Below are 22,792 nucleotides of genomic sequence, written 5' to 3'. Positions count from 1 at the left end.
TCCCCGCTCAGAGCGGGCGGGGATAGGTGCGATGGATAGCCTGGATTTCACCAAGGATGTCCGGCGTCAGCGTTACATCCGCAGCACCGATATCGGTCTTCAGCTGTTCAAGCGATGTTGCACCGATGATGACCGACGTGACGAACGGCCGGCTCAATGCAAAGGCAATCGCGAGTTGCGCAACATCAAGACCGTGCTTGTGCGCAAGCGCAATATAGGCCCTGACGGCCGGATCGGCATGCACGTTGTTCCGCCAAAGATCCTGCAGCGCACCGCGGGTTCCCGCCGGTACCTTTCCATCCAGATACTTGCCGGTCAGGACACCTGAGGCCAGGGATGAATAGGCAAGGAGCCCGACGTCTTCATGGTGGCTGACTTCCGCAAGATCCAGGTCGAATGCCCGCTGCAGGAGGCTGTATTCATTCTGAACCGAGACAATGCGCGGCAGGTCGTTGCGCTCGGCCAGCTTCAGCCATTGCGCAATCCCCCAGGCCGTTTCATTGGAAAGGCCGATATGGCGGATCTTGCCCGCCTTCACCATGTCACCAAGGCCATCGAGCGCTTCCTCGATCTGTTGAACCACCTCGGCCCGATTCTGCTGATGCGGCGTATATTCCCAGCCATTGCCGAAATGGTAATGCCCGCGAACCGGCCAATGCACCTGGTAAAGGTCGATATAGTCCGTCCGCAGACGTTTCAGACTGCCTTCAACCGCTTCCGCGATGGTGGTCTTGCTCATCAGGCTGCCGCCGCGGATCCAGCTGTTGCGTCCGCCGCCGGCAATTTTCGTCGCCAGCACGAAGCGGTCGCGCTTGCCGGTCTTCTCAAACCAATTGCCGATATAGGTTTCGGTCTTGCCATAGGTTTCAGCGGTCGGCGGAACCGCATAGATCTCGGCCGTATCCATGAAGTTGATTCCGGCTTCCAGCGCATGATCGATCTGCGCATGGGCATCCGCTTCGGTGTTCTGCACGCCCCAGGTCATGGTACCAAGGCAAATTTCCGTGACGTCAATATCCGTCCGGCCAAGCTTTTTCAGTTTCACGGGGATTTTCCTGTTTTGAATTCACGAATGTTCGATTTCGAAGCCGAGCTTCTGCTGCAGCTTTCGGACACACTGGCCGCAGCAAGGGAGGTTTGAGCGGCGCCAGTGGACCTCGCCACCATAGCAATCAAATCCCGCTTTTCCATATCGTTTCGCAGACAGCACGACAAAACGATCAATTCTGGCAAATTCCGCCGCCGGGCCTATGATGCGGAACTGCTGCAACCCTGCGGCGTTACGGACAGGATGCAAGCAGTCTTAACCTAATCAATCAACCGAGGGAGAGTGTTCAATGGACAGACAGGCAACTGCAATCTGGAAGGGCGCCTTGAAAGATGGTGCTGGTACCCTTGATACGCAAAGCGGTGCACTGAAGGGGCTTCCCTATAATTTCAAGGCCCGTTTCGAGGATACAAGCGGCACAGCGGGCACCAATCCGGAGGAACTTCTCGCCGCCGCCCACGCCGGTTGCTTCGCCATGCAGCTTTCGCATTTCCTGGCTGAGAACGGCACACCGGCCGCGAAACTCGATGCCAAGGCAACCGTCAGCATCAACCCGGCTGCTGGTGGCGGTTTCGAAATCACCAAAAGTGCCCTCACGCTCATTGGCGATGTGCCCGGTATCGACGCCGCGACTTTTTCAAAACTGGCCGAACAGGCAAAGGCGTCCTGCCCGCTGTCAAAGGCACTCGGCGCCATTCAGGTCACACTCGACGCAAAACTGGCCTGAGCAATACGTCAAACGTGCCAAACAAAACGGGCGCTCGAAGCGCCCGTTTTTATGCAATCATCTTGCGTGACCAATCGCCTAGACCCGGCGTTCGACCATCATCTTCTTGATCTCGGCGATTGCCTTGGCGGGGTTCAATCCCTTCGGGCAGGTCTGTGCGCAATTCATGATCGTGTGGCAGCGATAGAGCCGGAAGGGGTCTTCCAGATTGTCGAGACGTTCACCCGTTGCCTCGTCGCGGCTGTCGATCAGCCAGCGATAGGCCTGCAGCAGAACCGCCGGTCCGAGATAGCGATCGCCATTCCACCAATAGCTCGGGCAGGATGTCGAGCAGCAGGCGCACAGGATGCACTCATAGAGCCCGTCAAGCTTGGCGCGATCATCGTGACTTTGCAGCCATTCCTTTGCCGGCTCCGGCGAAACCGTCTTGAGCCATGGTTCGATCGAACGATGCTGGGCATAGAAATTCGACAAGTCCGGCACCAGGTCCTTGACCACGGGAAGATGCGGCAAGGGATAGATTTTGACCGCGCCCTTGATCTCGTCCATGCCCTTGGTGCAGGCGAGCGTGTTGGTTCCGTCGATGTTCATCGCGCAGGAGCCACAAATGCCTTCGCGGCAGGAGCGGCGCAGTGTCAACGTCGGATCGATCTTGTTCTTGATCCACAAAAGGCCATCGAGAACCATCGGGCCGCAATCGTCGAGATCGACGTAATATGTATCGATCCGCGGATTCTCGCCATCATCGGGCGACCAGCGATAGATGCGGTATTCCCGAAGATTGTTGGCACCCTGCGGGCGGTCCCAGGTCTTGCCGGGACGCATCTTCGAGTTCTTGGGAAGTGCAAGTTCAACCATGATGCTCTGATCCCTTAGTACACACGCGCTTTCGGCGCGATCTTAGCGAGGCTGATGCCGCCGTCCTCTTCCTTGACGAGCGGGTCAAGGTGAACGGGACGGTAGTCGAGCTTGACCTCACCCTCGGGCGAGAGCCAGGCAAGGCTGTGCTTGCGCCAGTTGATATCGTCGCGGTTGGGGAAATCCTCATGGGCGTGGGCACCACGGCTTTCCTTGCGCGCTTCGGCGGCAACCACCGTGGTCAGCGCATTGGCCATCAGGTTTTCCAGTTCCAGCGTTTCCACCAGGTCGGAATTCCAGATCATCGAGCGGTCCGTGACCTTGATATCAGGCAGTTCGCTCCAGATTTTCTCCATGCGCTCGACGCCTGACTTCAGCGATTCCGACGTGCGGAACACCGCAGCGTCCTCCTGCATTGTCTTCTGCATCTTTTCACGCAGGACCGCCGTCGGCGTGCTGCCATTGGCATGACGCAGGCGGTCGAAGCGCTCCATGATCTTCTCAACCGATGCCTCGTTTATCGTCGGGATCTTGGCATTGCGATCGATAACCTGACCGGCACGAATGGCCGCCGCCCGGCCGAAGACCACGAGATCGATCAGCGAGTTCGAGCCAAGCCGGTTGGCGCCATGCACCGAAGCACAGCCCGCTTCGCCGACAGCCATCAGGCCCGGCTGGATGCGGTCTGGATTATCCTTGGTCGGATTGAGCGCTTCACCCCAGTAGTTGGTTGGAATGCCGCCCATGTTGTAGTGAACCGTCGGCAGGACCGGGATCGGTTCCTTGGTCAGATCCACACCGGCAAAAATCTTGGCCGATTCGGAAATACCGGGCAGACGCTCGTGCAGCACAGCCGGATCGAGATGGTCGAGATGCAGGAAGATGTGATCCTTGTTCTTGCCAACACCGCGGCCTTCACGGATTTCCAGGGTCATGCAGCGCGAAACGACGTCGCGTGATGCCAGATCCTTGGCCGATGGTGCATAGCGCTCCATGAAGCGCTCGCCCTCAGAGTTGACGAGATAGCCGCCTTCGCCGCGTGCACCTTCCGTGATCAGGCAGCCGGCACCGTAAATGCCGGTTGGATGGAACTGAACGAATTCCATATCCTGCAGGGGCAGACCAGCGCGCGCCACCATGCCGCCGCCATCACCGGTGCAGGTATGGGCGGATGTTGCCGAGAAGTAGGACCGGCCGTAGCCGCCCGTTGCCAGCACCACCATCTTGGCGGCAAAACGATGGATCGTGCCATCATCGAGGTTCCAGGCGACCACACCGGTAATGGTGCCGTCCGCATCCTGAATGAGATCCAGTGCAAAATATTCAATGAAGAACTGCGCATTGTGGCGCAGGCTCTGGCCATACAGCGTATGCAGGATGGCATGGCCGGTACGGTCAGCAGCCGCGCAGGTGCGCTGGACGGGCGGACCATCACCATAGTTCATCATGTGGCCGCCGAAGGGCCGCTGGTAAATCTTGCCCGCTTCGGTGCGCGAGAACGGCACGCCGTAATGCTCCAGCTCGTAGACCGCAGCCGGTGCTTCACGCGCAAGATATTCCATGGCATCCGTATCGCCGAGCCAGTCCGACCCCTTGACGGTATCGTACATGTGCCACTGCCACGAGTCGGGGCCCATATTGCTCAGGGAAGCAGCGATACCACCCTGTGCCGCAACGGTGTGCGAGCGGGTCGGGAAAACCTTGGTGATGCAGGCTGTCTTCAGGCCTTGCTCGGCCATACCAAGCGTCGCGCGCAGACCGGCGCCGCCGGCACCCACCACAACCACATCGAATTTGTGGTCAACGAATGTATAGGCCTTGCCGTCTTTGCCGGCGGTCCCGTTCTTGTCTGTAGTTGCCAAGATTAGCCTCCGAAGCTCAGCTTGATGATTGCAAAGACGCAGGCAACGCCCACCACAAGGGTGAAAAACGTATTGAGCATCAGACAGGCGATCTTCTTGCCTTCGCTGGTTACGTAGTCTTCGATGATGACCTGCATGCCGAGGCGCATGTGATAGAGACCCGAAATGATCACCATCAACAGCACCAGCCCGGTCAGCGGGTGGGAAAGAGCAGCCCGGGTTTCCGCATAGCTTGCGCGATGCAGGTAAATGATCAGGCCGATGAAAAACAGCATAAGCGGCACGTTGGCAACGGCTGTCAGCCGCTGGCGCCAGAAATGCTCGGTCCCTTCGTGTGCGGAACCCAGTCCGCGGACTTTCTTGAGCGGTGTGCGCATTTCACTCATTGTCCCGCCTCCTTTACAAAACCGTGAACGCCGCGATCCAGATCAGGATCGTCAACGCGATGGAGACAACGAGCGAGGCGATGGCCATCTTCGTGGTGGTGTTCTTGTCGAGTCCGCGGCCCGTATCCCAGATGAGATGGCGAATACCGCCGATCATGTGGTGAACAAGCGCCCAGGTGTAGCCGAGCAGGACGAGAAGACCGATCCATGAACCGAATACCCAGCTGACAATGTTGAACTGGCTCTCACTGGTCGCGGTCGCGATCAACCACCAGGCAACCAGCAGCGTGCCGAAATACAGCGCGCCGCCGGTGATGCGGTGAACGATGGACATGACCATGGTGGGAATTGGTTTGTAGATTTGCAAATGCGGCGACAGCGGCCGGTTTGCATGCAGGTTTGTCTTGCTCATAGCGTCCCCAATGATAAGCGCCGCGCCATTTGAACCTTGATTGACGGGCAGGGCCGAAAGGCTGGATAGAGGCAAATTTAGAAGGGTTTTAGTCCCGTTTTTGCACTGCGTCAAAGGCCCATTCACCCCCCTCATGCGGCGAATTGGCAACAAACGCAAGTCCATAAGGTTTCTTTAGAAAATTCAATCGTTTAAAGCGCCACAGAGAGCCCCAAAGGCCCGTATTTCACGTCAAATCGGCAATCAATTTTATTTGAGTGAGTCTGTCCGGTTTAACCGGTTTCAGCGTATCCTGTCCCTCAATTGTGCAACGCGAACGGGACATTCCGAGTCGTTCCCAGGATGTCCCGCGCATCTTCAGAGCGCTGGGCCAGGTCCGTTCTACTGATTGCCAAAACGGATGATGAAACTGGTCCAGTCGGCAGGCGCCGCAATCTGTTCGTACAGTTTGCGGCCATCTTCCGGCAGACGCGGCGCGTTGAGTGACAGTTTTGTCCAGCCGCGTTCTTCCGCCTTGTCGGCGAGAACATCGATCAGCGCCTTGGCGATACCCTTGCCGCGATGGTCGTGATGCACGTAGATATGATCCACCTGCCCGGCACGCATGCCGGAAACAGGCTCGGGCAGATCATAGAAAATCACAAAGCCCACCAGATGGCCGTCGAGTCGCGCTCCCGCGATCTCCGCGGCACGGTCCCGCAGCAGGTTTTCCGCGTAGTAATCGTCCGGGCGGCGGGGTGCGCCGCGCTTCAGCGCCTGGGTGTAGCTGGCCAGAAGAGGTGCGAACTCGTGCGCATCGTTCAGATGCAGCAGAGAAATGTCGACGGCGTGTTCATCCGGGCTCTTTGTCGTCATGGTCGCATCATCCCTTTCACTCCGGCAGCACTTCCGGCTGCCTCGCTGTGTTGAGGATTGGTTGATTGCGCACCGCACGTCAACCGGCGGACGGCAGCAAAAATCGATTCAAAGGCGTTTTGACGGATGACAAGCGTTAATAAAAGGTTAATGCTTGGACTGCTGCAGCCCATTCAACCAAGGAGCTTGTCCATGTTCGCCTTCCGCAAACACACGGCCGCGCTTTTGTTGTCGGGCCTGACTGTTGTCGCAGCCACGCACAGCGCTGCTGCCTACGACATCAACCTGCGTGATACCTATGGCGACGAATATGGCAACATCATCGTGCGGGACCCCAATGGACCGAAGATGATCTTTGTCGGCGCGACAGCCGCCAAATCGGACAGGCTCGCCCGCGAACTCCGCAAGAAGGTTGCCGTCTACAAGCGGGCCAAGGGACCGGCGATCATCTCTCCACCCGGCGATCCCTATGTCGTGGGGGCTATTCCGCCACCCAACACACGCTGTGATGGCCCGATTGTCGTGCGCGGTCGCGGCTACATGTATGGTATCAACCGTGGCGAAACGCCCATTCTCGGGCTTCCAGGCTGCCAATAGCCCACATTTGATTTGCCTCGCTGGTCCGCGCCCTGTAAGGGGGCCGCTTCATTGAAGAGGTTCATTCATGGCTCGTAATGCTGACGGCGCACTCGTCCTTTTTTCCGGCGGGCAGGATTCTGCAACCTGTCTTGCCTGGGCGCTCTCCCGGTTTGACCGGGTGGAGACGGTCGGCTTCGATTATGGCCAGCGCCACCGGGTGGAACTGGACGTGCGCAATGATTTCCGCGCCGAAGTGATCCACCGGTTTCCCGATTGGGTGGAACGCCTTGGCGACGATCACCGGCTCGATGCCGGCGTCATCGGCCAGCTCGGCGCTACCGGGATGACCGAAGACATTGCCATCGAGATGGCAGAGAACGGCCTGCCCAACACATTCGTGCCCGGCCGTAACCTTTTGTTTTTCACGCTTGCCGCTGCCCTCGCCTACCGGCGCGGATTGCGCGTCATCGTCGGCGGCATGTGCGAGACGGACTATTCCGGCTATCCCGACTGCCGCGACGACACGCTCAAGGCACAACAGGTCGCCCTTTCGCTGGGACTGGATCGCCGCATCACCATCGAAACCCCGCTGATGTGGCTGGACAAGGCTGAAACCTTCGCACTGGCTCGCGACATAGGCGGCGAACCGCTGCTCGATATGATCATTGAAAACACCCACACCTGCTATCTCGGCGACCGCTCCGCCCGCCATGCCTGGGGCTATGGCTGCGGCACCTGCCCGGCCTGCGCCCTGCGTTCCGGCGGCTGGTCCAAATTCAAGGCAGAAGCCGCATGACTTACGCCGTCAAGGAAATTTATCTGACGCTGCAGGGCGAAGGCAACCATACCGGCCGCGCCGCGGTGTTCATGCGCTTTGCCGGGTGCAATCTGTGGTCCGGGCTTGAACGCGACCGGGCGGACGCCCAGTGCCGGTTCTGCGATACGGATTTCGTTGGCGTGGATGGCCCCGGCGGCGGCAAGTTCAAAACCGCCGACGCGCTTGCCGATGCCGTTGCCGGCGCCTGGCCAAAAAGCGCTCGCTCCAAGGGCAAGCCCTATGTCATCTGCACCGGCGGCGAACCGCTGCTGCAGCTGGACAAGCCGTTGATCGACGCCTTCCACGCGAGAGGCTTCGAAGTTGGCGTCGAGACCAACGGCACGATTGCAGCGCCTGATGGCATTGACTGGATTTGCGTGTCGCCAAAGGCCGATACCACACTTGTCCAGACCAGCGGTCACGAGCTCAAGCTTGTCTATCCCCAGGCGGAAGCCCGGACCGATCCGGCCCATTTCGAACGCCTTTCCTTTCAGCATTTCTATTTGCAGCCTCTTGACGTCATCGGTGATCCGGCGCAAACCGCCCGGCATGTGGCATCTGCAGCGGCCTATTGCCTCGCCCATCCGCTTTGGCGGCTGAGCACGCAGACACATAAACTGATCGGCTTGCCCTGAGGGCAGGCTTTTTTGGCGGGCGCCTGTATTGCGCCAGAGCTGACGGGAAAAACCATGAGAATCTTTATCGACTTCAATTTTGAAGCGGCTCACCATCTGCCGCACTCTTTTCCGGACGGGCATGTCAACCAGCGCCTGCACGGACACAGTTTTCGCGTCCGCGTCAGCCTGCAGGGCCGGCCGGACCCCAAAACCGGGCTGATCGCCGATCTTGGCGCGGTCAAGATCACGGTCGACAGCGCAAAAGACGCATTGGATCATCGCTATCTCAACGAAATTGCCGGACTGGAGTTGCCGACGCTTGAAACCATCGCCATATGGCTGTGGCGGCGTATTGCTCCGGACCTTCCGGCGCTGGCCGAGATCGGTATTTACCGCGACAGCTGCGGTGAAGGCTGTGAATATCAGGGCGAGTTTGAAACACTGGAGGAAGCGGCATGAGTCATTACGCAGAACAGGCAACGATGCTGGGCAAGGATGTTCCCATCCCGCATCATCCCGATGAAGCCTTGCTCGACGCAGTCCCCAACCCGCAGGCGGGGACGCTGTTTCTGGCGCGCTTCACCTGCCCGGAATTCACCTCGCTGTGTCCCGTGACCGGCCAGCCGGACTTCGGCCATCTGGTTATCGATTACGCGCCGGACCAGGCCCTGGTCGAATCCAAGTCGCTGAAGCTTTTTCTGACCAGCTTCCGCAATCACGGCGCCTTTCACGAGGATTGCACCGTGAATATCGGCAAACGCATCGTGGAGGCGGTCAAGCCGCTCTGGCTGCGCATCGGCGGTTACTGGTATCCACGCGGCGGTATCCCCATCGATGTCTTCTGGCAGACAGGGCCGGTACCCGAGGGTCTGTGGCTGCCCGACCAGGGCGTGCCCACCTATCGCGGCCGCGGCTGATCAGAATACAAAGGGAGACGATCCAATGGCTGAACTCAGGGCAAGAACACGGGATGTCGGCGCCACGGCCGTTCTGGAGCGAGGCGGTCAACCCGTTGTCACATCCCATACGGGCGGCGTGCTCAACGTCGCTCACGCGGTTTCGGAGCAGGGTTTTGCACCCCTTGATCTGCTCTACGCATCGCTTTCCGCCTGCCTGGTACTCAGCGCCAAAATGGCGGCGTCGCGGCTCGGCGTCGCTGACAAGCTGGAGGCGGTTCAAGCGCATGTTACGGGCGACAAGGCCAAGGACGGTCTTTCGCGCGTTGACCATTTCCATATAGCCTTCACCATCACCGGCGATATTGATGACGCGACAAAGCATGCGATCGTCGAGGCCGCCGAGAACGAGATTTGCACCGTAAGCAATACGCTGCGCGGCGATCCGGCCTTCACGACAACGCTGAGCTAATCCGCCTTCCGGCGAGAAAGCGCGGTAAAAACGGTTATAAAAAACGGGGCCAGTGGCCCCGTTTTTTATGGAGTTACACTGGAGTTGGCGCGAAGCCTATTTCCACTCGCGAATATCGACGAAATGACCGGCGATTGCGGCGGCGGCGGCCATGGCCGGCGAAACGAGATGCGTACGGCCCTTGAAACCCTGACGGCCCTCGAAATTACGGTTCGACGTGGACGCACAGCGCTCGCCCGGCTTCAGCCGATCGTCATTCATGGCAAGACACATCGAGCAGCCCGGCTCGCGCCAGTCAAAACCGGCAGCCCTGAAAATCTTGTCGAGGCCTTCCGCTTCCGCCTGCTCCTTGACCAGACCCGAACCCGGAACGATCATGGCATCGACCGTTTCCGCAACCTTGCGGCCTTCGACAACCTTGGCGACAGCACGCAGATCTTCGATACGGCCGTTGGTGCATGAGCCGATAAAGACCCGATCAAGCTTGATCTCGGTCATCGGTGTGCCCGGCTTCAGGCCCATGTAGTCCAGTGCGCGCCACTTCGACGTACGCTTGTTCTCGTCGGTGATTTCATCAGGATTAGGCACGGCACCGGTGATCGAGATCACGTCTTCCGGCGACGAGCCCCAGGAAACGATGGGCGGCAGGTCGGCAGCATTGAGCACAACCACCTTGTCGAAATGGGCACCCTCGTCGGACTTCAGCGTCTTCCAGTACTCGACCGCCTGATCGAACGCTTCACCCTTCGGCGCGCGCGGCTTGTCCTTCACATAGGCAAAGGTTGTTTCGTCGGGCGCAATCAGGCCTGCGCGGGCGCCGCCTTCGATCGACATGTTGCAGATCGTCATGCGGCCTTCCATCGACAGCGCGCGGATAGCTTCGCCGGCATACTCGATGACATAGCCGGTGCCGCCAGCGGTGCCGATCTCGCCGATAATGGCAAGGATGATGTCCTTGGCGGTGACGCCGGCCGGCAGAACGCCATCAACACGCACCAGCATGTTCTTGGCTTTTGACTGGATCAGCGTCTGGGTGGCCAGAACATGCTCGACTTCCGACGTGCCGATGCCATGGGCAAGCGCACCGAAGGCACCATGCGTCGATGTATGGCTGTCGCCGCACACGATGGTCATGCCCGGAAGCGTGAAGCCCTGCTCCGGTCCGATGATGTGGACGATGCCCTGGCGGATGTCCTTCTCGGAATAATATTCGACGCCGAAATCCGCAGCATTCTTGGCCAATGCTTCGACCTGGATACGGCTTTCCTCGTTCTTGATGCCGTTGACGCGATCCGGCGAGGTCGGCACATTATGGTCGACGACAGCCAGTGTCTTTTCCGGATGCCGGACCTTGCGGTTGGTAAGGCGCAAGCCTTCGAAAGCCTGCGGGCTGGTCACTTCATGCACAAGGTGACGATCAATATAGAGAAGGCAGGTGCCATCGGCCTGCTGATCAACCAGATGATCATCCCAGATCTTGTCATAGAGTGTACGTGGCGCAGTCATCGCGATATCCTCGGCAATGGTAGGTGCTGTAAGATTATGTCGTGGACATATGCACTCGGTGCCCACTTACGTCAAGAAACAAGCGATAAAAGTAATATTTCGGCGACAAAGCGCCGCGACCGGCACCCGATTCTCCATGATTTTGAGGCGATTCTCCCGGCATCGTTATGGCCACGCGCAGCTTAGGTCCGATCATTCAGCCGCGCTTCGAGCCAACGCAGGCCCAGGGACAGGCTGATCGTCAGGATCAGGTAGACATAGGCAACGACGGAATAGGTTTCGAAAAAGCGGAACGAACCCGAGGCGTAGACCTTGCCCATTTGCGTCACGTCGACGACGCCAAGCACCGATACAAGCGACGAGTCCTTCACCATCGAGATGAAGTCGTTGCCATAGGGCGGCAGAATGGTGCGCAAGGCCTGGGGCATCACGATCAGCCGGAAGCGCTGGAACCGTTTCAGCCCGAGTGACTTTGCCGCCTCGATCTGTCCCGCGTCGACGGCCTGGATCCCGGCGCGAAAAATTTCTGCCAGAAATGCCGCATAGGCAAGTGTCAGGGCAATGATCGCCCGCCACAGAAGTGAAAAATCCCGCACCTGCAAGGGCTCGAACAGGCCGGCGCTCTGCAGCGGATGGGTGAGGAAATTCCACAGGGCGACAACTGCCGGCGCCCCGACAAAGGCGATGTAGAACAGGAGAACCAGCAGAGGAATTCCGCGAACGATTTCGACGTAGAACCGGGCGGTCTGCCGCAGGACGATATGTTCCGAGAGGCTCATCAGCGCGAGCAGAAGGCCAAGCCCCGATGCGAGCAGAAATGCCAGGAGCGAGACCCAGACGGTGATCCAGATGCCTTGCGAGACCGTGGAGAACACCTGCCCGTAGATATCGCTGACCAGGATAGCTATGCCGAGCACAACAGCGATGGCCGCGGCAACGGCCAGCCACCAGGGGAAGTCCTTCCTGACGAAAGGACTTCTGTTCTGTGAGGGAACTGACAACCGGCCGCCTACTGGCCGAGCTTGTAGTCGAGGAACCACTTTTTGTTGAGGGCGTCGAACGTGCCGTCGGCCTTCAAGACTTCGATGGCCGCATTTACCGGACCAACGAGATCCGAGCCCTTGGCGAAGATGAAGCCGAAATCCTCAGCACCCAATGGGCCGCCAACGAGCTTCAGCGCGCCGCCCGACGCGTCCACATAGCCCTTGCCTGCCGTACTGTCAGTCAAGACCACGTCAACGTCGCCGGTCTTGAGAGCTTGGATCGTCGCGCCAAACGTTTCGAACAGCTTGATACGCGGATTTTGCTCGTTACCGTCAAGCAGATTGTAGACGGCCACGTAGAAATTGGTCGTACCCGGCTGGGCGCCGACGAGACCGTCTTTAATTTCGCCAAAGGTCTTTGCATCGGAAAAGCGCTTTTCATCAGCGCGAACCAGCATGAATTGCTCGGAACGCATGTAGGGTTCGGAAAAATCCACCTTCTGCTTGCGCTCGTCATTGATGGTGATGCCGGTCATGCCGATCTGGTACTGATTGTCGGCCACGGCCTGAATCATCGCATCCCAGCTGGTATTCAGATATTCCACTTTGAAATTCAACCGTTTGGCGATTTCGTTCATGGCATCATATTCCCAGCCGATCGGCTTGCCGGTTTTGGGATCGACAAATTGCAGCGGCGGATAGGCGTTTTCCGTCACAACCGCAACTTTCTTGCCGCCAAGATCGGGAAGGGGAGCCGCCAGCGCGGAAAATGGAACCATGGCGAGTGCAAGCCCCGCAAGAAAAACGGATCGCAAATTCATGTCAGACCTCTAATATTGCGTTTTGATCAAGCGAAGCACAAATTTCATTTTATGAAGGCCCCGTCAATCCCCGAACGGCATGCAACTGCTTTATTCGCTATCGCGCAAGCACGATTTTTTCAACCGGGCAAGGAAATGGAAACAGCCTTGCCCGAAACAAAAAAGGCGGTCCGAAGACCGCCTTTTCAAACTCAAAACAATCGCGCTTATTCAGCAGCGGGTGCCTTGGCAACGGTTTCTTCCGTTACCTTTTCGGCTGTACCGGTGACCGGAACAGCGGCTTTGCCTTTGCGGTTGTCTTTCTTTTCGACAATGCGGGCAGCCTTACCGGTCAGGCCGCGCAGGTAGTAGAGCTTCGCGCGACGAACCTTGCCGCGACGGACGATCTCTACGCCTTCGACCAGCGGGGAAATGATCGGGAATACGCGTTCAACGCCTTCGCCGTAGGAAATCTTGCGAACTGTGAAGTTCTCGTTGATGCCAGCGCCGTTGCGGGCAATGCAGACGCCTTCATAAGCCTGAACGCGGGTACGTGTACCTTCCGTCACGCGAACATTAACGCGGACTGTGTCGCCTGGCTTGAAATCCGGAAGCACGCGCTTGGCTTCGATTTTTGCTCTCTGTTCGAGATCGAGCTGACGAATAATATCGACGGTCATCGTCTTCATCCTTTTCTTTTTCAAACAGCCAGAGCGCTCAACACTTGCAATGCAGCATCCTGGCCGCATGTCTATGCCTCTGAGGAGGCAGGAGCGAATTCACCATCCATTGATTATCGGACTTGGGATTTTCCCGAGTTCGCGGCCAGATACACCATAAAAGTCCGTTTGTCACCTCTGGCAGCGATTCTTTTTAGCGCCGATTGCCGCCCGAGTCGAGACGAAGCGGTTTCCGCATGAAAACCCGTTGTGTCTCGTCAAGGCCCCTTTCGATGTGATCCCTGCGGATATGCACCAGCGCAGCACTGAGAGCACCGTCGGGAATATCGGTGAATCCAAGCCGCCGGTAATAGGGCGCATTCCACGGAACATCCCGGAATGTGGACAACAGCAGTCCCATCCTGGCCTCTTTTCGGGCACGATCCTCCACCAGCCCGATCAGTGCCGATCCGATACGTTTGCCGGCATGGAGCGGATCCACATCGATCTGTTCGATGTAGAGATGATCATCAACCACATCAAAAATCACGAAGGCGACCGGCCGTTTGTCAACCGCAACAAGAAGGCGATTCTGACTTATCCGTTCAAGCAGAAGGGACGCGGATGTAGGATCGTCATTGGCGATGTCTTCCATGCCGACCGTGCGGAATCGCACCGCGGAGGCCCGTTCAATGGCCTGGACAGCAGGCACATCCCCTGCATCACCGCTGCGAAACTGCATTGTCCTGATCCTGTTATTTACGCGGCTTCCTGGCCTGCGGATAACGATCCCACAGGTCCGGACGCCGCTCCTGCGTCAGTTTTTCCGCTTCAGCCCTGCGCCATTTCTCGATGGCCCCGTGGTTTCCGGAGAGAAGCACGTCGGGAATGCGGCGCCCTTCCCACTCCTGCGGCTTGGTGTATTGCGGATGCTCCAGCAACCCGGTCTCAAAACTCTCCGTTTCACCCGACTGGGCATTGCCCATCACACCGGGCAAAAGGCGAACGATCGCATCGAGAACAACGATAGCTGCCGTCTCGCCGCCGGAAAGGATGTAATCGCCGATGGAAACTTCTTCAAAGCCGCGCGCTTCGATCAACCGTTCATCGACGCCTTCGAACCGGCCGCACAGAATGATTGCACCGGGGCCCGCAGCAAGCTCGCGCACGCGTTCCTGGCTCAGCGGCTTACCGCGGGGGCTCATGAAGAGCCGTGGCCGCTCATCCGCCACCGCATCGACGGCACGCGCCAGGACATCTGCCTTCATCACCATGCCAGCCCCGCCGCCGGCTGGCGTGTCGTCCACCATGCGGTGCCGATCCGTGGCGAAATCGCGAATCTGTACTGTTTCAAGCGACCATGCCGTATCGGCCAATGCCTTTCCGGCAAGAGAGACGCCGAGCGGCCCGGGGAACATTTCCGGATAGAGCGTCAGCACCGTCGCCCGGAAACCGGCAGCTTTGCCGCTCATGACCGCTCTTTCCCGCCATCACCACCCAGCTGCCGGCGCCGGTCCTCTTCTTCGTTCTCGTCAGGAATAAGCCCGGCGGCCGCGGGATCGATAACGACCTGTCCAGCCTTGATGTCGATATGTGGCACGGCGGCCTGGGTGAACGGAATCAGCATCGGCCGGCGCCCCGGTATCGTCAGCTCGATGAGATCACCGCCACCGAAATTGAACATGGCCGAAACCTTGCCATAGGGATTGCCTGCGCCGTCGACGGCATCGAGCCCGATCAGGTCAGCATGATAGAACTCATCTTCCTCAAGCTCTTCCGGCAGCTGCGAGCGGTCGATAAACAGCGTCGTGCCGTTCAACGCTTCGGCCATGTTACGGTCATTGACCCCGCGGAACCGCACAACGACAACCGTATTGGCCGGGCGGATAGCCAGAATCTCGAAGCTTCTGCCGGTCACATCGTAAAGCAGGCCATAATCGGCAAGCGCCAGCGGATCACCGGTAAACGTCTTGACCCGCACTTCGCCGCGCGTTCCGTGTGCTGCACCGATAACGGCGAGTTGCACTGGATCATTCAATTTTGCCATCGGGCTGTTCCATTCCTATCTTCTCTTCCCGACGAATTACTCTGTCTTTGGCCAAACGCCAAGTGCGAAGGATCAGCCCCCAAGGGAAAGCGAAACGACTCCGTAAGGACTGTCGTGGCATGGTCTACTCCGATACATGGTAAGGAGTATGGCAATGGTGGCGCAGCCCCAGAATGCCGAGTTTCTTGTTTCGGCCCGGCCAGACCTCATCGCGGCGCGGGAAGAATGGCTCAGATCACTGAAAAACACGCGGCGTCTGGCGGCCAACACGCTGGAAGCCTATGAGCGCGACACCCGTCAGTTCTTCCAGTTTCTCACCGGTCATCTCGCTGAGCCGCCATCCCTGAAGGACGTGGCAACCCTGCGGATTGCCGATCTGCGATCCTACCTGGCGCGGCGGCGGAATGACGGTGCCGGTGCGCGCACGCTCGGGCGTGGTCTTGCGGGCATTCGTTCGTTTCTGCGCCATCTGGAAAAACAGGGCATCGCCAATGCAGCAGCTTCCATTGCCATGCGCGCGCCAAAGCAGCCGAAATCCCTGCCAAAGCCGCTGACGACCGTCGATGCACGCCGCGTGGTGGAAAAAGGCGAACAGCTCAATGAGGAACCCTGGATTGCCGCGCGCAATGCGGCAGTGCTGACCCTGCTCTACGGTTGCGGCCTGCGCATTTCCGAGGCACTCAATCTGGACGGCGCCGCCTTGCGTGATGCCTCGGCGCGTTCCATCCCCATCACAGGCAAGGGCGGCAAGACACGCATGGTGCCGCTCCTGCCCATAGTGCACCGGGCGGTGGAGGAATACCGCACGCTCTGCCCCTACGAACTGGAAGCGGGCAAGCCGCTGTTTCGCGGCGCGCGAGGCGGTGAACTGCATCCTGCCATCATCCAGCGCGACATGCAGAAAATGCGCGGCGCGCTCGGCCTGCCGGAGACAGCAACCCCGCATGCCCTGCGCCATTCCTTCGCGACCCATTTGCTCGGGCGCGGCGGCGATTTGCGCACGATCCAGGAATTGCTCGGCCATGCAAGCCTGTCAACGACGCAGGTCTATACCGGCGTTGATACCGACAGACTGATGGAAATCTACGACAAGGCACATCCCCGCGCCTGAACGGTCCCATATTGATTGTTACAAACAATCTGCAGACTAGTGGTCCGATTCTGACATTCGCTTGTTGCGCGTGATGTCAAATTCGTTCCACTAGCTTTAACGCCTTTTTGTCAAACCCCATATATGCATTGATGATGACCCATTCCGGCCCCACCACTTCTCTTGATCGCATTGCTGAGAGCGCACTGAGGCTCCTGGCTTTCCTGAGCTGGATTCTGCTCGCCTCATTGCTTGTCGTGGCGTTTGGCGCAACCCGCGCCCGTGCGCAGGATGCCTCCTGTGGCGGACGCGATCTCGTCGCCGAAATGGCCAAGTCGGACCCTGCAAAGCTGGCCGCCTTGCGCAAGGAAGCAGCCGCAACGGTGAACGGCAAAGGCATCCTTTGGAAGATCGGAAAGCCGGGAACCAAACCTTGCTGGCTCTTTGGTACCATGCATTTGACGGATCCGCGCGTGCTCAAGCTTTCAGACGCGGCTCAAACAGCCTATCAGGGGGCGGCAACGGTCGTCATTGAAACCGACGAGGTGCTTGATCCGAAAGCGCCCTTGAAAGTCATGGCGCAGGATCCGGGATTGATGATGTTCACCGACGAGAACACGCTGGAGAAGCTCATTCCAGCTGACAAGCTTGAGGGTGTGAAAGCGGGCCTCGCCGCACGCGGCCTGTCGTTGACGGCGCTCAACAAGATGCAGCCTTGGATCGTGACGAGCATGCTGGCCATGCCTCCCTGCGAGCTGACGCGCAGCAAAAGCGGCACAGCCTTCCTCGACGTCAAGCTCGCCCAGGACGCCAAGGCACAGGGCAAGGCGGTCACGGGACTTGAAACCATCAAGGATCAGCTCAGCGCCATGGCATCCGTGCCGCTGAAATTCCATGTCGAGGGACTTGTCGAGACACTGACACTTGCCCCGAAACTGCCCGACATGTTTGAAACCATGACCCTGCTTTACACCCGGGGCGACATAGCCATGATTTTCCCGGTGATACGGTCCATCTCTCCCGATGGCACGGCGAGCGGCGAGAACTATGCCGCGTTCGAGGAAAAGATGGTCAATGCTCGCAACCGCGTCATGGCGGAGCACGCGGTTCCAATTATCGACAAGGGCAATGCCTTTATAGCGGTGGGAGCCTTGCATCTTCCCGGAGAAAAGGGGCTGGTGTCTCTGCTGCGCAGCAAGGGCTTTACGGTCGAGGCGCAATAACCTTAAATTTTGTCACATCTGGCAGAGTGATTCCAAGCCCTTATATAAGGCTGGTCAGCCAGATGATGGGCGATTTCGGAACCTAGGCTGTTCTGAGCCGTTTATTATTCTGAATGCAAAGAGTGTGACGGAGGACATGATGACCTATGATCCCAATTTGCAGCGTCCGGTGGATACGCAGTCCGATCGTGAGCCCAACGCAACTCCATCGGGCGGCAGCGGCTTTCTGATTGCAGGTATTCTGATCGCAGCGTTGATTATCGGCGGTTATTATTATCTGAACAACAGTTCGACTATGGATGGCCCGGAACCGGCAGCACCAACAACGCAGGCGCCTGCACCTGCAGCGCCCGCTCCCACCAATTCGGCCCCAAGCAACAACTAGTTCCAAAGTGCTTTGGAAACCAAAAAGGCCCGAAACCTCGGGCCTTTTCTCATTTTCGTGCTTGGAGATTACATATGAATTGGCTTGGCGAAGGTTGCCAGGGCAGCTTCGCGGACGGCTTCGGACATTGTCGGATGGGCATGGGTTGTCCGTGCCAGATCCTCTGACGAACCGCCAAATTCCATCAGGACCGTTGCTTCGTGGATCATCTCGCCGGCGCCAAAGCCGACAATGTGAACGCCAAGCACACGATCGCTCGCCTTATCAGCGAGGATTTTGACAAAGCCATCGGTCTGCAGCATGGCGCGGGCCCGGCCATTGGCTGTGAACGGAAACTTTCCGGCCTTGTACTCGATGCCGGCTGCCTTCAACTCTTCTTCAGTTTTTCCGACCGAAGCCACTTCCGGTTGCGTATAGACGACACTCGGAATGGCATCGAAATTCACATGTCCCGCCTGTCCGGCCAGAATCTCGGCAACGGCGATGCCTTCGTCTTCGGCCTTGTGCGCCAGCATCGGGCCCTGGACGACGTCGCCGATGGCGTAGATACCCGCGACGTTGGTCTGCCAATGGTCATTGATTGCCACCCGTCCGCGATCATCAACGGCAACACCGGCTTCCTTGAGCCCGAGACCGTCCGTGTAGGGGCGGCGGCCGGTGGATACGAGAACGGCATCGGCCGCAATGGTCTGGGCTTCACCGCCCTTGACCGGCTCGAACGTTACCTTGGCTCCCTTGCCGGACTTTTCGACGCCCGTTACCTTGGCGCCAAGCTTGAATGCAATTCCCTGCTTTTCCAGCATGCGCTGGAACTGGCGCGATACTTCACCATCCATCGGTCCAAGAATCTTGTCGAGATATTCGACAACGGTAACCTTGGCGCCGAGGCGTGCCCAGACCGAGCCCAACTCAAGCCCGATGACGCCGCCGCCAACAACAATCAGATTTTCCGGAACCTTGTCGAAATCCAATGCGCCGGTCGAAGATACGATGATTTTTTCATCGAACTTGACGTCGACACCCGGAATGCCGGCGACATCGGAACCGGTGGCAATGACAATGTTCTTCGCCTCGATTTCCTGCACCTTGCCATCGTCGCCGGTGACGGACACCTTACCCGCCGCCACAACCTTGCCGGTCCCCTTGAAGGTGTCGATCTTGTTCTTCTTGAACAGGAAGGCCACGCCGCTGACATTGGACTCAACCGTTGCGTCCTTATGGGCAAGCATCGCCTTCAGGTTGAGCTTTGGCGTGCCAACCTCGACGCCCAGTTTTGCATGGGTGTGGCCAGCCTCGTGAAAGACTTCCGAAGCATGCAACAGTGCCTTGGAGGGGATACAACCGATATTGAGGCAGGTGCCGCCAAATGTATCGCGCTTTTCGATCACCGCAGTCTTCAGGCCGAGCTGTGCAGCCTTGATCGCACAGACATAGCCGCCAGGGCCTGTTCCGATGATGACGACGTCATATGACATGATTCAATCCTTCTGTTCTGACGCAACGCGAAACTATTGTTCGGGCACGCATTCTTTGAAACGGAAGACTTCCCACGGGAAAGCCTCCAAGGGTTTTTCAAGTTTGAAATTGAAGCTGCTCATGGCGCCGGAAAAATCCGGCAAGAGCAATGCCTGGGCCGAAGGCTCCTTGGCCTTTGGCAGGAGCTCGGCATCGGCACCTTCCTTCAAGGCATAAACCACGCCTTTCCAGACCGTGCATTGTTGCAGCTCTGCACCTGTCGCATCGCCCGCCGGGCATTTGTATCTGATGGTGGCATTGGGCCTGCCGCCATCCTTGTCCCACATGACAACACCATCCATCTTCAGATCGCTGTCATTCATCTTGATCGTGAATTCATCGGAGGTGACCGCCGCGCCATCGTCGGGAACGCTTTTGAAGGTCAGCGTGTAATCATCGTCCCGATCCGTATAGACCGCATGGTCCTGCAAACACGCCGCGAAAGCTGGCGACGACAGAATGATGCCGAGTGCTGCAAGCAGGGCGACACTTTTTGCGGGACGGAGGCGAAGCAACGCGGTCATCGGTATTCCTAGCTCGCCTGCTGGGTAGCAAGCTTGATACCAAGGCCGATGAAAACCAGACCGGTCACGCGGTTGAACCAGCGTCCCCACGCAACAAAGCGATCCCGTACGGATTGCATGGTGAAGAACGTCGATACGGCAACAAACCAGGCAATCAGCGCGGTTGCCATGAACAGGCCATAGGTTGCCTGTACCAGCGCCGGGGTTTCATGGCTAACCAGCGCTGAAAACAGCGACAGGAAGAAAAGAACCGGCTTGGGGTTGAGCGCATTGGTGACAAATCCCATGAGAAAGCAACGCCAGTCGGAAATATTCTTTTCCGCGGCGTCATCGACGATATCTCCAGGTGCTTCCCTAGATGCTTCCATGCCGGGAGCACGCAGGGTCTTGATGCCCAGATAGAAGAGATAGGCAGCGCCGGCCCATTTCAGCATGCCGAAGAGAAACAGCGATTTGGACACCAGGAGGCCAAGGCCAAGAATGGTATAGCTGATATGGAAGAGCAAAGAGGCACCGATGCCGAAGCTGGTCATGATGGCACTGCGGCGGCCATGCGCGATGCTCTGCCGTACAACAATGGCAAAGTCAGCGCCCGGCGAGACGATCATGATCGAGAAGACGGCCATCAGGCCGAGGAACTCATACATGTAGTGTGACATGCTTATTCTCCGGCAGGCGCTTCAAGCGCGGCGTTGAAGGCCCAGACATGACCGAAGGGATCACGAATACGGCCATAGCGGGCATTCCAGAACGTATCCTCGACGGGCATGATCAGTGCCGCACCAGCCGCCACCGCACGGTTCACCGCCGCATCGACATCGGCAGGCCTGGCGAGATTGATGTTCAGCGCAATGCTCGCCCCGCCGCGGGTGACCGGCGACATGACATCGTTCTCACCGTCCGGGTTTTTGTACTCGGGGAATTCGTCGTGCAGCATGATCGAGCCGCCAAACAGCGACAGATTGGCATGCAGCACGCGCTTGCCATCCTCGGTCAGCTGTTTGAAGGTATTTTCGGCACCAAAGGCCTTTTCGTAGAAGGCGATTGCCTCGAGGCCGCCTTTCACGCAGATATGGGGTTCGACAGGTGGGAAATTCGGTGCAAAAGCCATTTTGAATCGCCTTTCATCACGTCATTTTGTGATTGGGCCGCAAGACTAAGTCAATCCGGTGCAATTCACCACACTGCAAAAACGGCCCCACCTTGCCGGCAAGGCCGTTCTTCGCAATCTTACAGGTCGAGAACCAGACGTTCCGGATCTTCCAGGCTTTCCTTGACCCGCACGAGGAAGGTCACGGCTTCCTTGCCGTCAACGATGCGATGATCGTAGCTGAGGGCAAGATACATCATCGGACGGATGACGATCTGGCCGCCAACGACAACCGGACGATCCTGGATCTTGTGCATTCCGAGAATACCGGACTGCGGCGCATTGAGGATCGGCGAAGACATCAGCGAACCGTAGACGCCGCCATTGGAAATGGTGAACGTACCGCCCTGCATATCGGCCATGGACAGCGCGCCATCGCGGGCAGCTCTGCCGAGGCGGCCGATGTCCTTCTCGATTTCCGCAATCGACATCTGGTCGGCATTGCGCACGACCGGCACGACGAGGCCCTTGTCCGTACCGACAGCGACGCCGACATGGGCAAAGTTCTTGTAGATGATGTCAGTGCCATCGATCTCGGCATTGACCGCCGGGATTTCCTTCAGTGCGTGGGTGACCGCCTTGGTGAAGAAACCCATGAAGCCGAGCTTGACGCCGTGCTTCTTCTCGAAGATTTCCTTGTAGCGGTTGCGCAGGTCCATCACGGCCGACATGTCCACTTCATTGTAAGTGGTCAGCATTGCAGCCGTGCTCTGGGCATCCTTGAGGCGGCGCGCGATGGTCTGGCGCAGGCGGGTCATTTTCACGCGTTCTTCGCGCGATGCATCATCAGCCGAAGAGGCGGGACGCGCTGCCTGCGGGGCAGGAGCAGCGGCAGGCTGTGCGGCAATGCCCTTGGCGACAGCATCAAGGACATCGCCCTTGAGAACCTGGCCGCGCTTGCCCGAACCCTCGACCTGCGAGACCGAAACGCCCTTTTCCGCCAGCAGCTTTGATGCTGCGGGGGACGCGGGCATCTCGCTCTCCTTGCGTTCTGTGATCGGCGTATTGCCGGCCACCTGAGCAGCCTTGTCCTCGGCTTCTGCCGTTGACGACGCACCGGCGGCACCCGATGCCTGGGCAATGGCTTCGGGCTTGGCCTCTTCCTTTTTCGCAGAAGCGGCACCGGCGCCGCCAATCATGCCGAGCAAGGCACCAACCTCGACCGTATCGCCTTCCTTGGCGGTGATTTCCTCAAGGGAACCGGCAGCGGAGGCCGGAACCTCGATTGTTACCTTATCGGTCTCGAGTTCCACCAAAGGCTCGTCGACGGCAATCGCATCGCCGACTTTCTTGAACCATTTGCCAATGGTTGCTTCGGAAACGGATTCGCCCAGCGTTGGGACGCGGATTTCGGTTGCCATGATCTTGCTCTTCCGTTGAT

The 22,792-nt window shown here is 58.4% G+C and carries 28 protein-coding genes; 10 read left to right on the top strand and 18 right to left on the bottom strand.

Features of this window, described 5'->3' with window-relative positions; genetic code table 11:
* Positions 1–7 precede the first annotated feature (7 nt).
* Entirely contained in the window at positions 8–1,045 is a 1,038-nt protein-coding gene (locus ACZ25R_RS22020; protein WP_472462221.1) for an aldo/keto reductase, read from the bottom strand.
* A 292-nt stretch (positions 1,046–1,337) separates the two neighbouring features.
* Between ACZ25R_RS22020 and ACZ25R_RS22015 the strand changes: the two genes are divergently transcribed.
* The gene (locus ACZ25R_RS22015; RefSeq protein ID WP_472462220.1) at positions 1,338–1,775 is read left to right on the top strand and encodes an OsmC family protein; all 438 of its coding nucleotides are present in this window, start codon (positions 1,338–1,340) and stop codon (positions 1,773–1,775) included.
* Positions 1,776–1,853: 78 nt separating this feature from the next.
* On the opposite strand, the gene ACZ25R_RS22010 is transcribed toward ACZ25R_RS22015, so the two are convergent.
* The 5 genes from ACZ25R_RS22010 to ACZ25R_RS21990 form a co-directional block, all read right to left on the bottom strand.
* Positions 1,854–2,633: a succinate dehydrogenase iron-sulfur subunit gene (locus ACZ25R_RS22010; RefSeq protein ID WP_105734229.1), complete on the bottom strand. Its 780-nt coding sequence runs from the start codon at positions 2,631–2,633 to the stop codon at positions 1,854–1,856.
* A gap of 14 nt (positions 2,634–2,647) precedes the next feature.
* Entirely contained in the window at positions 2,648–4,495 is a 1,848-nt protein-coding gene (sdhA, locus tag ACZ25R_RS22005) for a succinate dehydrogenase flavoprotein subunit (protein ID WP_403180070.1), read from the bottom strand.
* Positions 4,496–4,497: 2 nt separating this feature from the next.
* Entirely contained in the window at positions 4,498–4,881 is a 384-nt protein-coding gene (gene sdhD / locus ACZ25R_RS22000) for a succinate dehydrogenase, hydrophobic membrane anchor protein (RefSeq protein ID WP_223613870.1), read from the bottom strand.
* A 13-nt stretch (positions 4,882–4,894) separates the two neighbouring features.
* Positions 4,895–5,293: a succinate dehydrogenase, cytochrome b556 subunit gene (gene sdhC, locus ACZ25R_RS21995; RefSeq protein ID WP_403180065.1), complete on the bottom strand. Its 399-nt coding sequence runs from the start codon at positions 5,291–5,293 to the stop codon at positions 4,895–4,897.
* Positions 5,294–5,674: 381 nt separating this feature from the next.
* On the bottom strand, positions 5,675–6,148 hold the full coding sequence (locus tag ACZ25R_RS21990) for a GNAT family N-acetyltransferase (protein ID WP_472462219.1): 474 nt from the start codon (positions 6,146–6,148) through the stop codon (positions 5,675–5,677).
* A gap of 192 nt (positions 6,149–6,340) precedes the next feature.
* Here ACZ25R_RS21990 and ACZ25R_RS21985 point away from each other — a divergent pair, with 192 nt between their 5' ends.
* From ACZ25R_RS21985 to ACZ25R_RS21960, 6 genes are all read left to right on the top strand, one after another.
* Entirely contained in the window at positions 6,341–6,745 is a 405-nt protein-coding gene (locus ACZ25R_RS21985; protein ID WP_472462218.1) for a hypothetical protein, read from the top strand.
* A 67-nt stretch (positions 6,746–6,812) separates the two neighbouring features.
* Positions 6,813–7,523 (top strand): 7-cyano-7-deazaguanine synthase QueC, encoded by a 711-nt coding sequence (gene queC / locus ACZ25R_RS21980; RefSeq protein WP_472462217.1) that lies wholly within the window; start codon positions 6,813–6,815, stop codon positions 7,521–7,523.
* Positions 7,520–8,179 (top strand): 7-carboxy-7-deazaguanine synthase, encoded by a 660-nt coding sequence (queE, locus tag ACZ25R_RS21975; protein ID WP_472462216.1) that lies wholly within the window; start codon positions 7,520–7,522, stop codon positions 8,177–8,179. The genes queC and queE overlap by 4 nt, the downstream gene beginning before the upstream one ends.
* 54 nt (positions 8,180–8,233) lie before the next feature.
* Positions 8,234–8,620, top strand: a complete 387-nt coding sequence (locus tag ACZ25R_RS21970) for a 6-pyruvoyl trahydropterin synthase family protein (RefSeq protein ID WP_464661848.1) — start codon at positions 8,234–8,236, stop codon at positions 8,618–8,620.
* A 23-nt stretch (positions 8,621–8,643) separates the two neighbouring features.
* Positions 8,644–9,078: a preQ(1) synthase gene (gene queF, locus ACZ25R_RS21965; RefSeq protein ID WP_374042705.1), complete on the top strand. Its 435-nt coding sequence runs from the start codon at positions 8,644–8,646 to the stop codon at positions 9,076–9,078.
* Between the two features lie 25 nt (positions 9,079–9,103).
* A complete protein-coding gene (locus ACZ25R_RS21960) occupies positions 9,104–9,529 on the top strand; it encodes an OsmC family protein (protein ID WP_472462215.1) in 426 nt (141 codons plus the stop codon).
* A 96-nt stretch (positions 9,530–9,625) separates the two neighbouring features.
* Here ACZ25R_RS21960 and leuC read toward each other — a convergent pair whose 3' ends face one another.
* The 7 genes from leuC to rimM all read right to left on the bottom strand — a co-directional run bounded on the left by leuC (position 9,626) and on the right by rimM (position 15,524).
* Positions 9,626–11,035, bottom strand: coding sequence for a 3-isopropylmalate dehydratase large subunit (gene leuC, locus ACZ25R_RS21955; protein ID WP_464661852.1), 1,410 nt, complete (start codon positions 11,033–11,035; stop codon positions 9,626–9,628).
* A 182-nt stretch (positions 11,036–11,217) separates the two neighbouring features.
* Complete coding sequence (locus ACZ25R_RS21950; protein WP_288192792.1) at positions 11,218–12,036, bottom strand: amino acid ABC transporter permease; 819 nt, start codon at positions 12,034–12,036, stop codon at positions 11,218–11,220.
* 8 nt (positions 12,037–12,044) lie between these two features.
* Positions 12,045–12,839, bottom strand: coding sequence for a transporter substrate-binding domain-containing protein (locus ACZ25R_RS21945; protein WP_472462214.1), 795 nt, complete (start codon positions 12,837–12,839; stop codon positions 12,045–12,047).
* Between the two features lie 206 nt (positions 12,840–13,045).
* Entirely contained in the window at positions 13,046–13,498 is a 453-nt protein-coding gene (rplS, locus tag ACZ25R_RS21940; RefSeq protein ID WP_105734617.1) for a 50S ribosomal protein L19, read from the bottom strand.
* Positions 13,499–13,691: 193 nt separating this feature from the next.
* The gene (locus ACZ25R_RS21935; RefSeq protein ID WP_472462213.1) at positions 13,692–14,219 is read right to left on the bottom strand and encodes a GNAT family N-acetyltransferase; all 528 of its coding nucleotides are present in this window, start codon (positions 14,217–14,219) and stop codon (positions 13,692–13,694) included.
* Positions 14,220–14,232: 13 nt separating this feature from the next.
* Positions 14,233–14,949, bottom strand: a complete 717-nt coding sequence (trmD, locus tag ACZ25R_RS21930) for a tRNA (guanosine(37)-N1)-methyltransferase TrmD (RefSeq protein WP_472462212.1) — start codon at positions 14,947–14,949, stop codon at positions 14,233–14,235.
* Positions 14,946–15,524, bottom strand: a complete 579-nt coding sequence (gene rimM, locus ACZ25R_RS21925) for a ribosome maturation factor RimM (protein WP_472462211.1) — start codon at positions 15,522–15,524, stop codon at positions 14,946–14,948. The genes trmD and rimM overlap by 4 nt, the downstream gene beginning before the upstream one ends.
* Positions 15,525–15,678: 154 nt before the next feature.
* Here rimM and ACZ25R_RS21920 point away from each other — a divergent pair, with 154 nt between their 5' ends.
* The 3 genes from ACZ25R_RS21920 (at position 15,679) to ACZ25R_RS21910 (ending at position 18,222) form a co-directional block, all read left to right on the top strand.
* Complete coding sequence (locus ACZ25R_RS21920) at positions 15,679–16,635, top strand: tyrosine recombinase XerC (protein WP_472462210.1); 957 nt, start codon at positions 15,679–15,681, stop codon at positions 16,633–16,635.
* Positions 16,636–16,769: 134 nt separating this feature from the next.
* The gene (locus ACZ25R_RS21915) at positions 16,770–17,837 is read left to right on the top strand and encodes a TraB/GumN family protein (protein WP_472462209.1); all 1,068 of its coding nucleotides are present in this window, start codon (positions 16,770–16,772) and stop codon (positions 17,835–17,837) included.
* Between the two features lie 139 nt (positions 17,838–17,976).
* Positions 17,977–18,222 carry a hypothetical protein gene (locus ACZ25R_RS21910; protein ID WP_472462208.1) on the top strand — a complete coding sequence of 82 codons (246 nt, stop codon included), beginning with the start codon at positions 17,977–17,979 and terminating at the stop codon, positions 18,220–18,222.
* 68 nt (positions 18,223–18,290) lie between these two features.
* Here the strand turns inward: ACZ25R_RS21910 and lpdA are convergent, their stop codons facing one another.
* From lpdA to odhB, 5 genes are all read right to left on the bottom strand, one after another.
* The gene (lpdA, locus tag ACZ25R_RS21905) at positions 18,291–19,697 is read right to left on the bottom strand and encodes a dihydrolipoyl dehydrogenase (protein WP_223613888.1); all 1,407 of its coding nucleotides are present in this window, start codon (positions 19,695–19,697) and stop codon (positions 18,291–18,293) included.
* 33 nt (positions 19,698–19,730) lie between these two features.
* Entirely contained in the window at positions 19,731–20,261 is a 531-nt protein-coding gene (locus tag ACZ25R_RS21900; protein ID WP_472462207.1) for a hypothetical protein, read from the bottom strand.
* 8 nt (positions 20,262–20,269) lie between these two features.
* Positions 20,270–20,920: a LysE family translocator gene (locus ACZ25R_RS21895; RefSeq protein WP_472462206.1), complete on the bottom strand. Its 651-nt coding sequence runs from the start codon at positions 20,918–20,920 to the stop codon at positions 20,270–20,272.
* A gap of 2 nt (positions 20,921–20,922) precedes the next feature.
* A complete protein-coding gene (locus tag ACZ25R_RS21890) occupies positions 20,923–21,372 on the bottom strand; it encodes a VOC family protein (protein ID WP_464661865.1) in 450 nt (149 codons plus the stop codon).
* A gap of 119 nt (positions 21,373–21,491) precedes the next feature.
* Positions 21,492–22,772 carry a 2-oxoglutarate dehydrogenase complex dihydrolipoyllysine-residue succinyltransferase gene (gene odhB / locus ACZ25R_RS21885; RefSeq protein ID WP_346306098.1) on the bottom strand — a complete coding sequence of 427 codons (1,281 nt, stop codon included), beginning with the start codon at positions 22,770–22,772 and terminating at the stop codon, positions 21,492–21,494.
* Positions 22,773–22,792: the final 20 nt, after the last annotated feature.

The organism is Phyllobacterium sp. RCAM01083, assembly GCF_055685835.1.
Note: the sequence above shows the minus strand (reverse complement) of the source record. Positions and strands in the feature narration are given on the sequence as shown.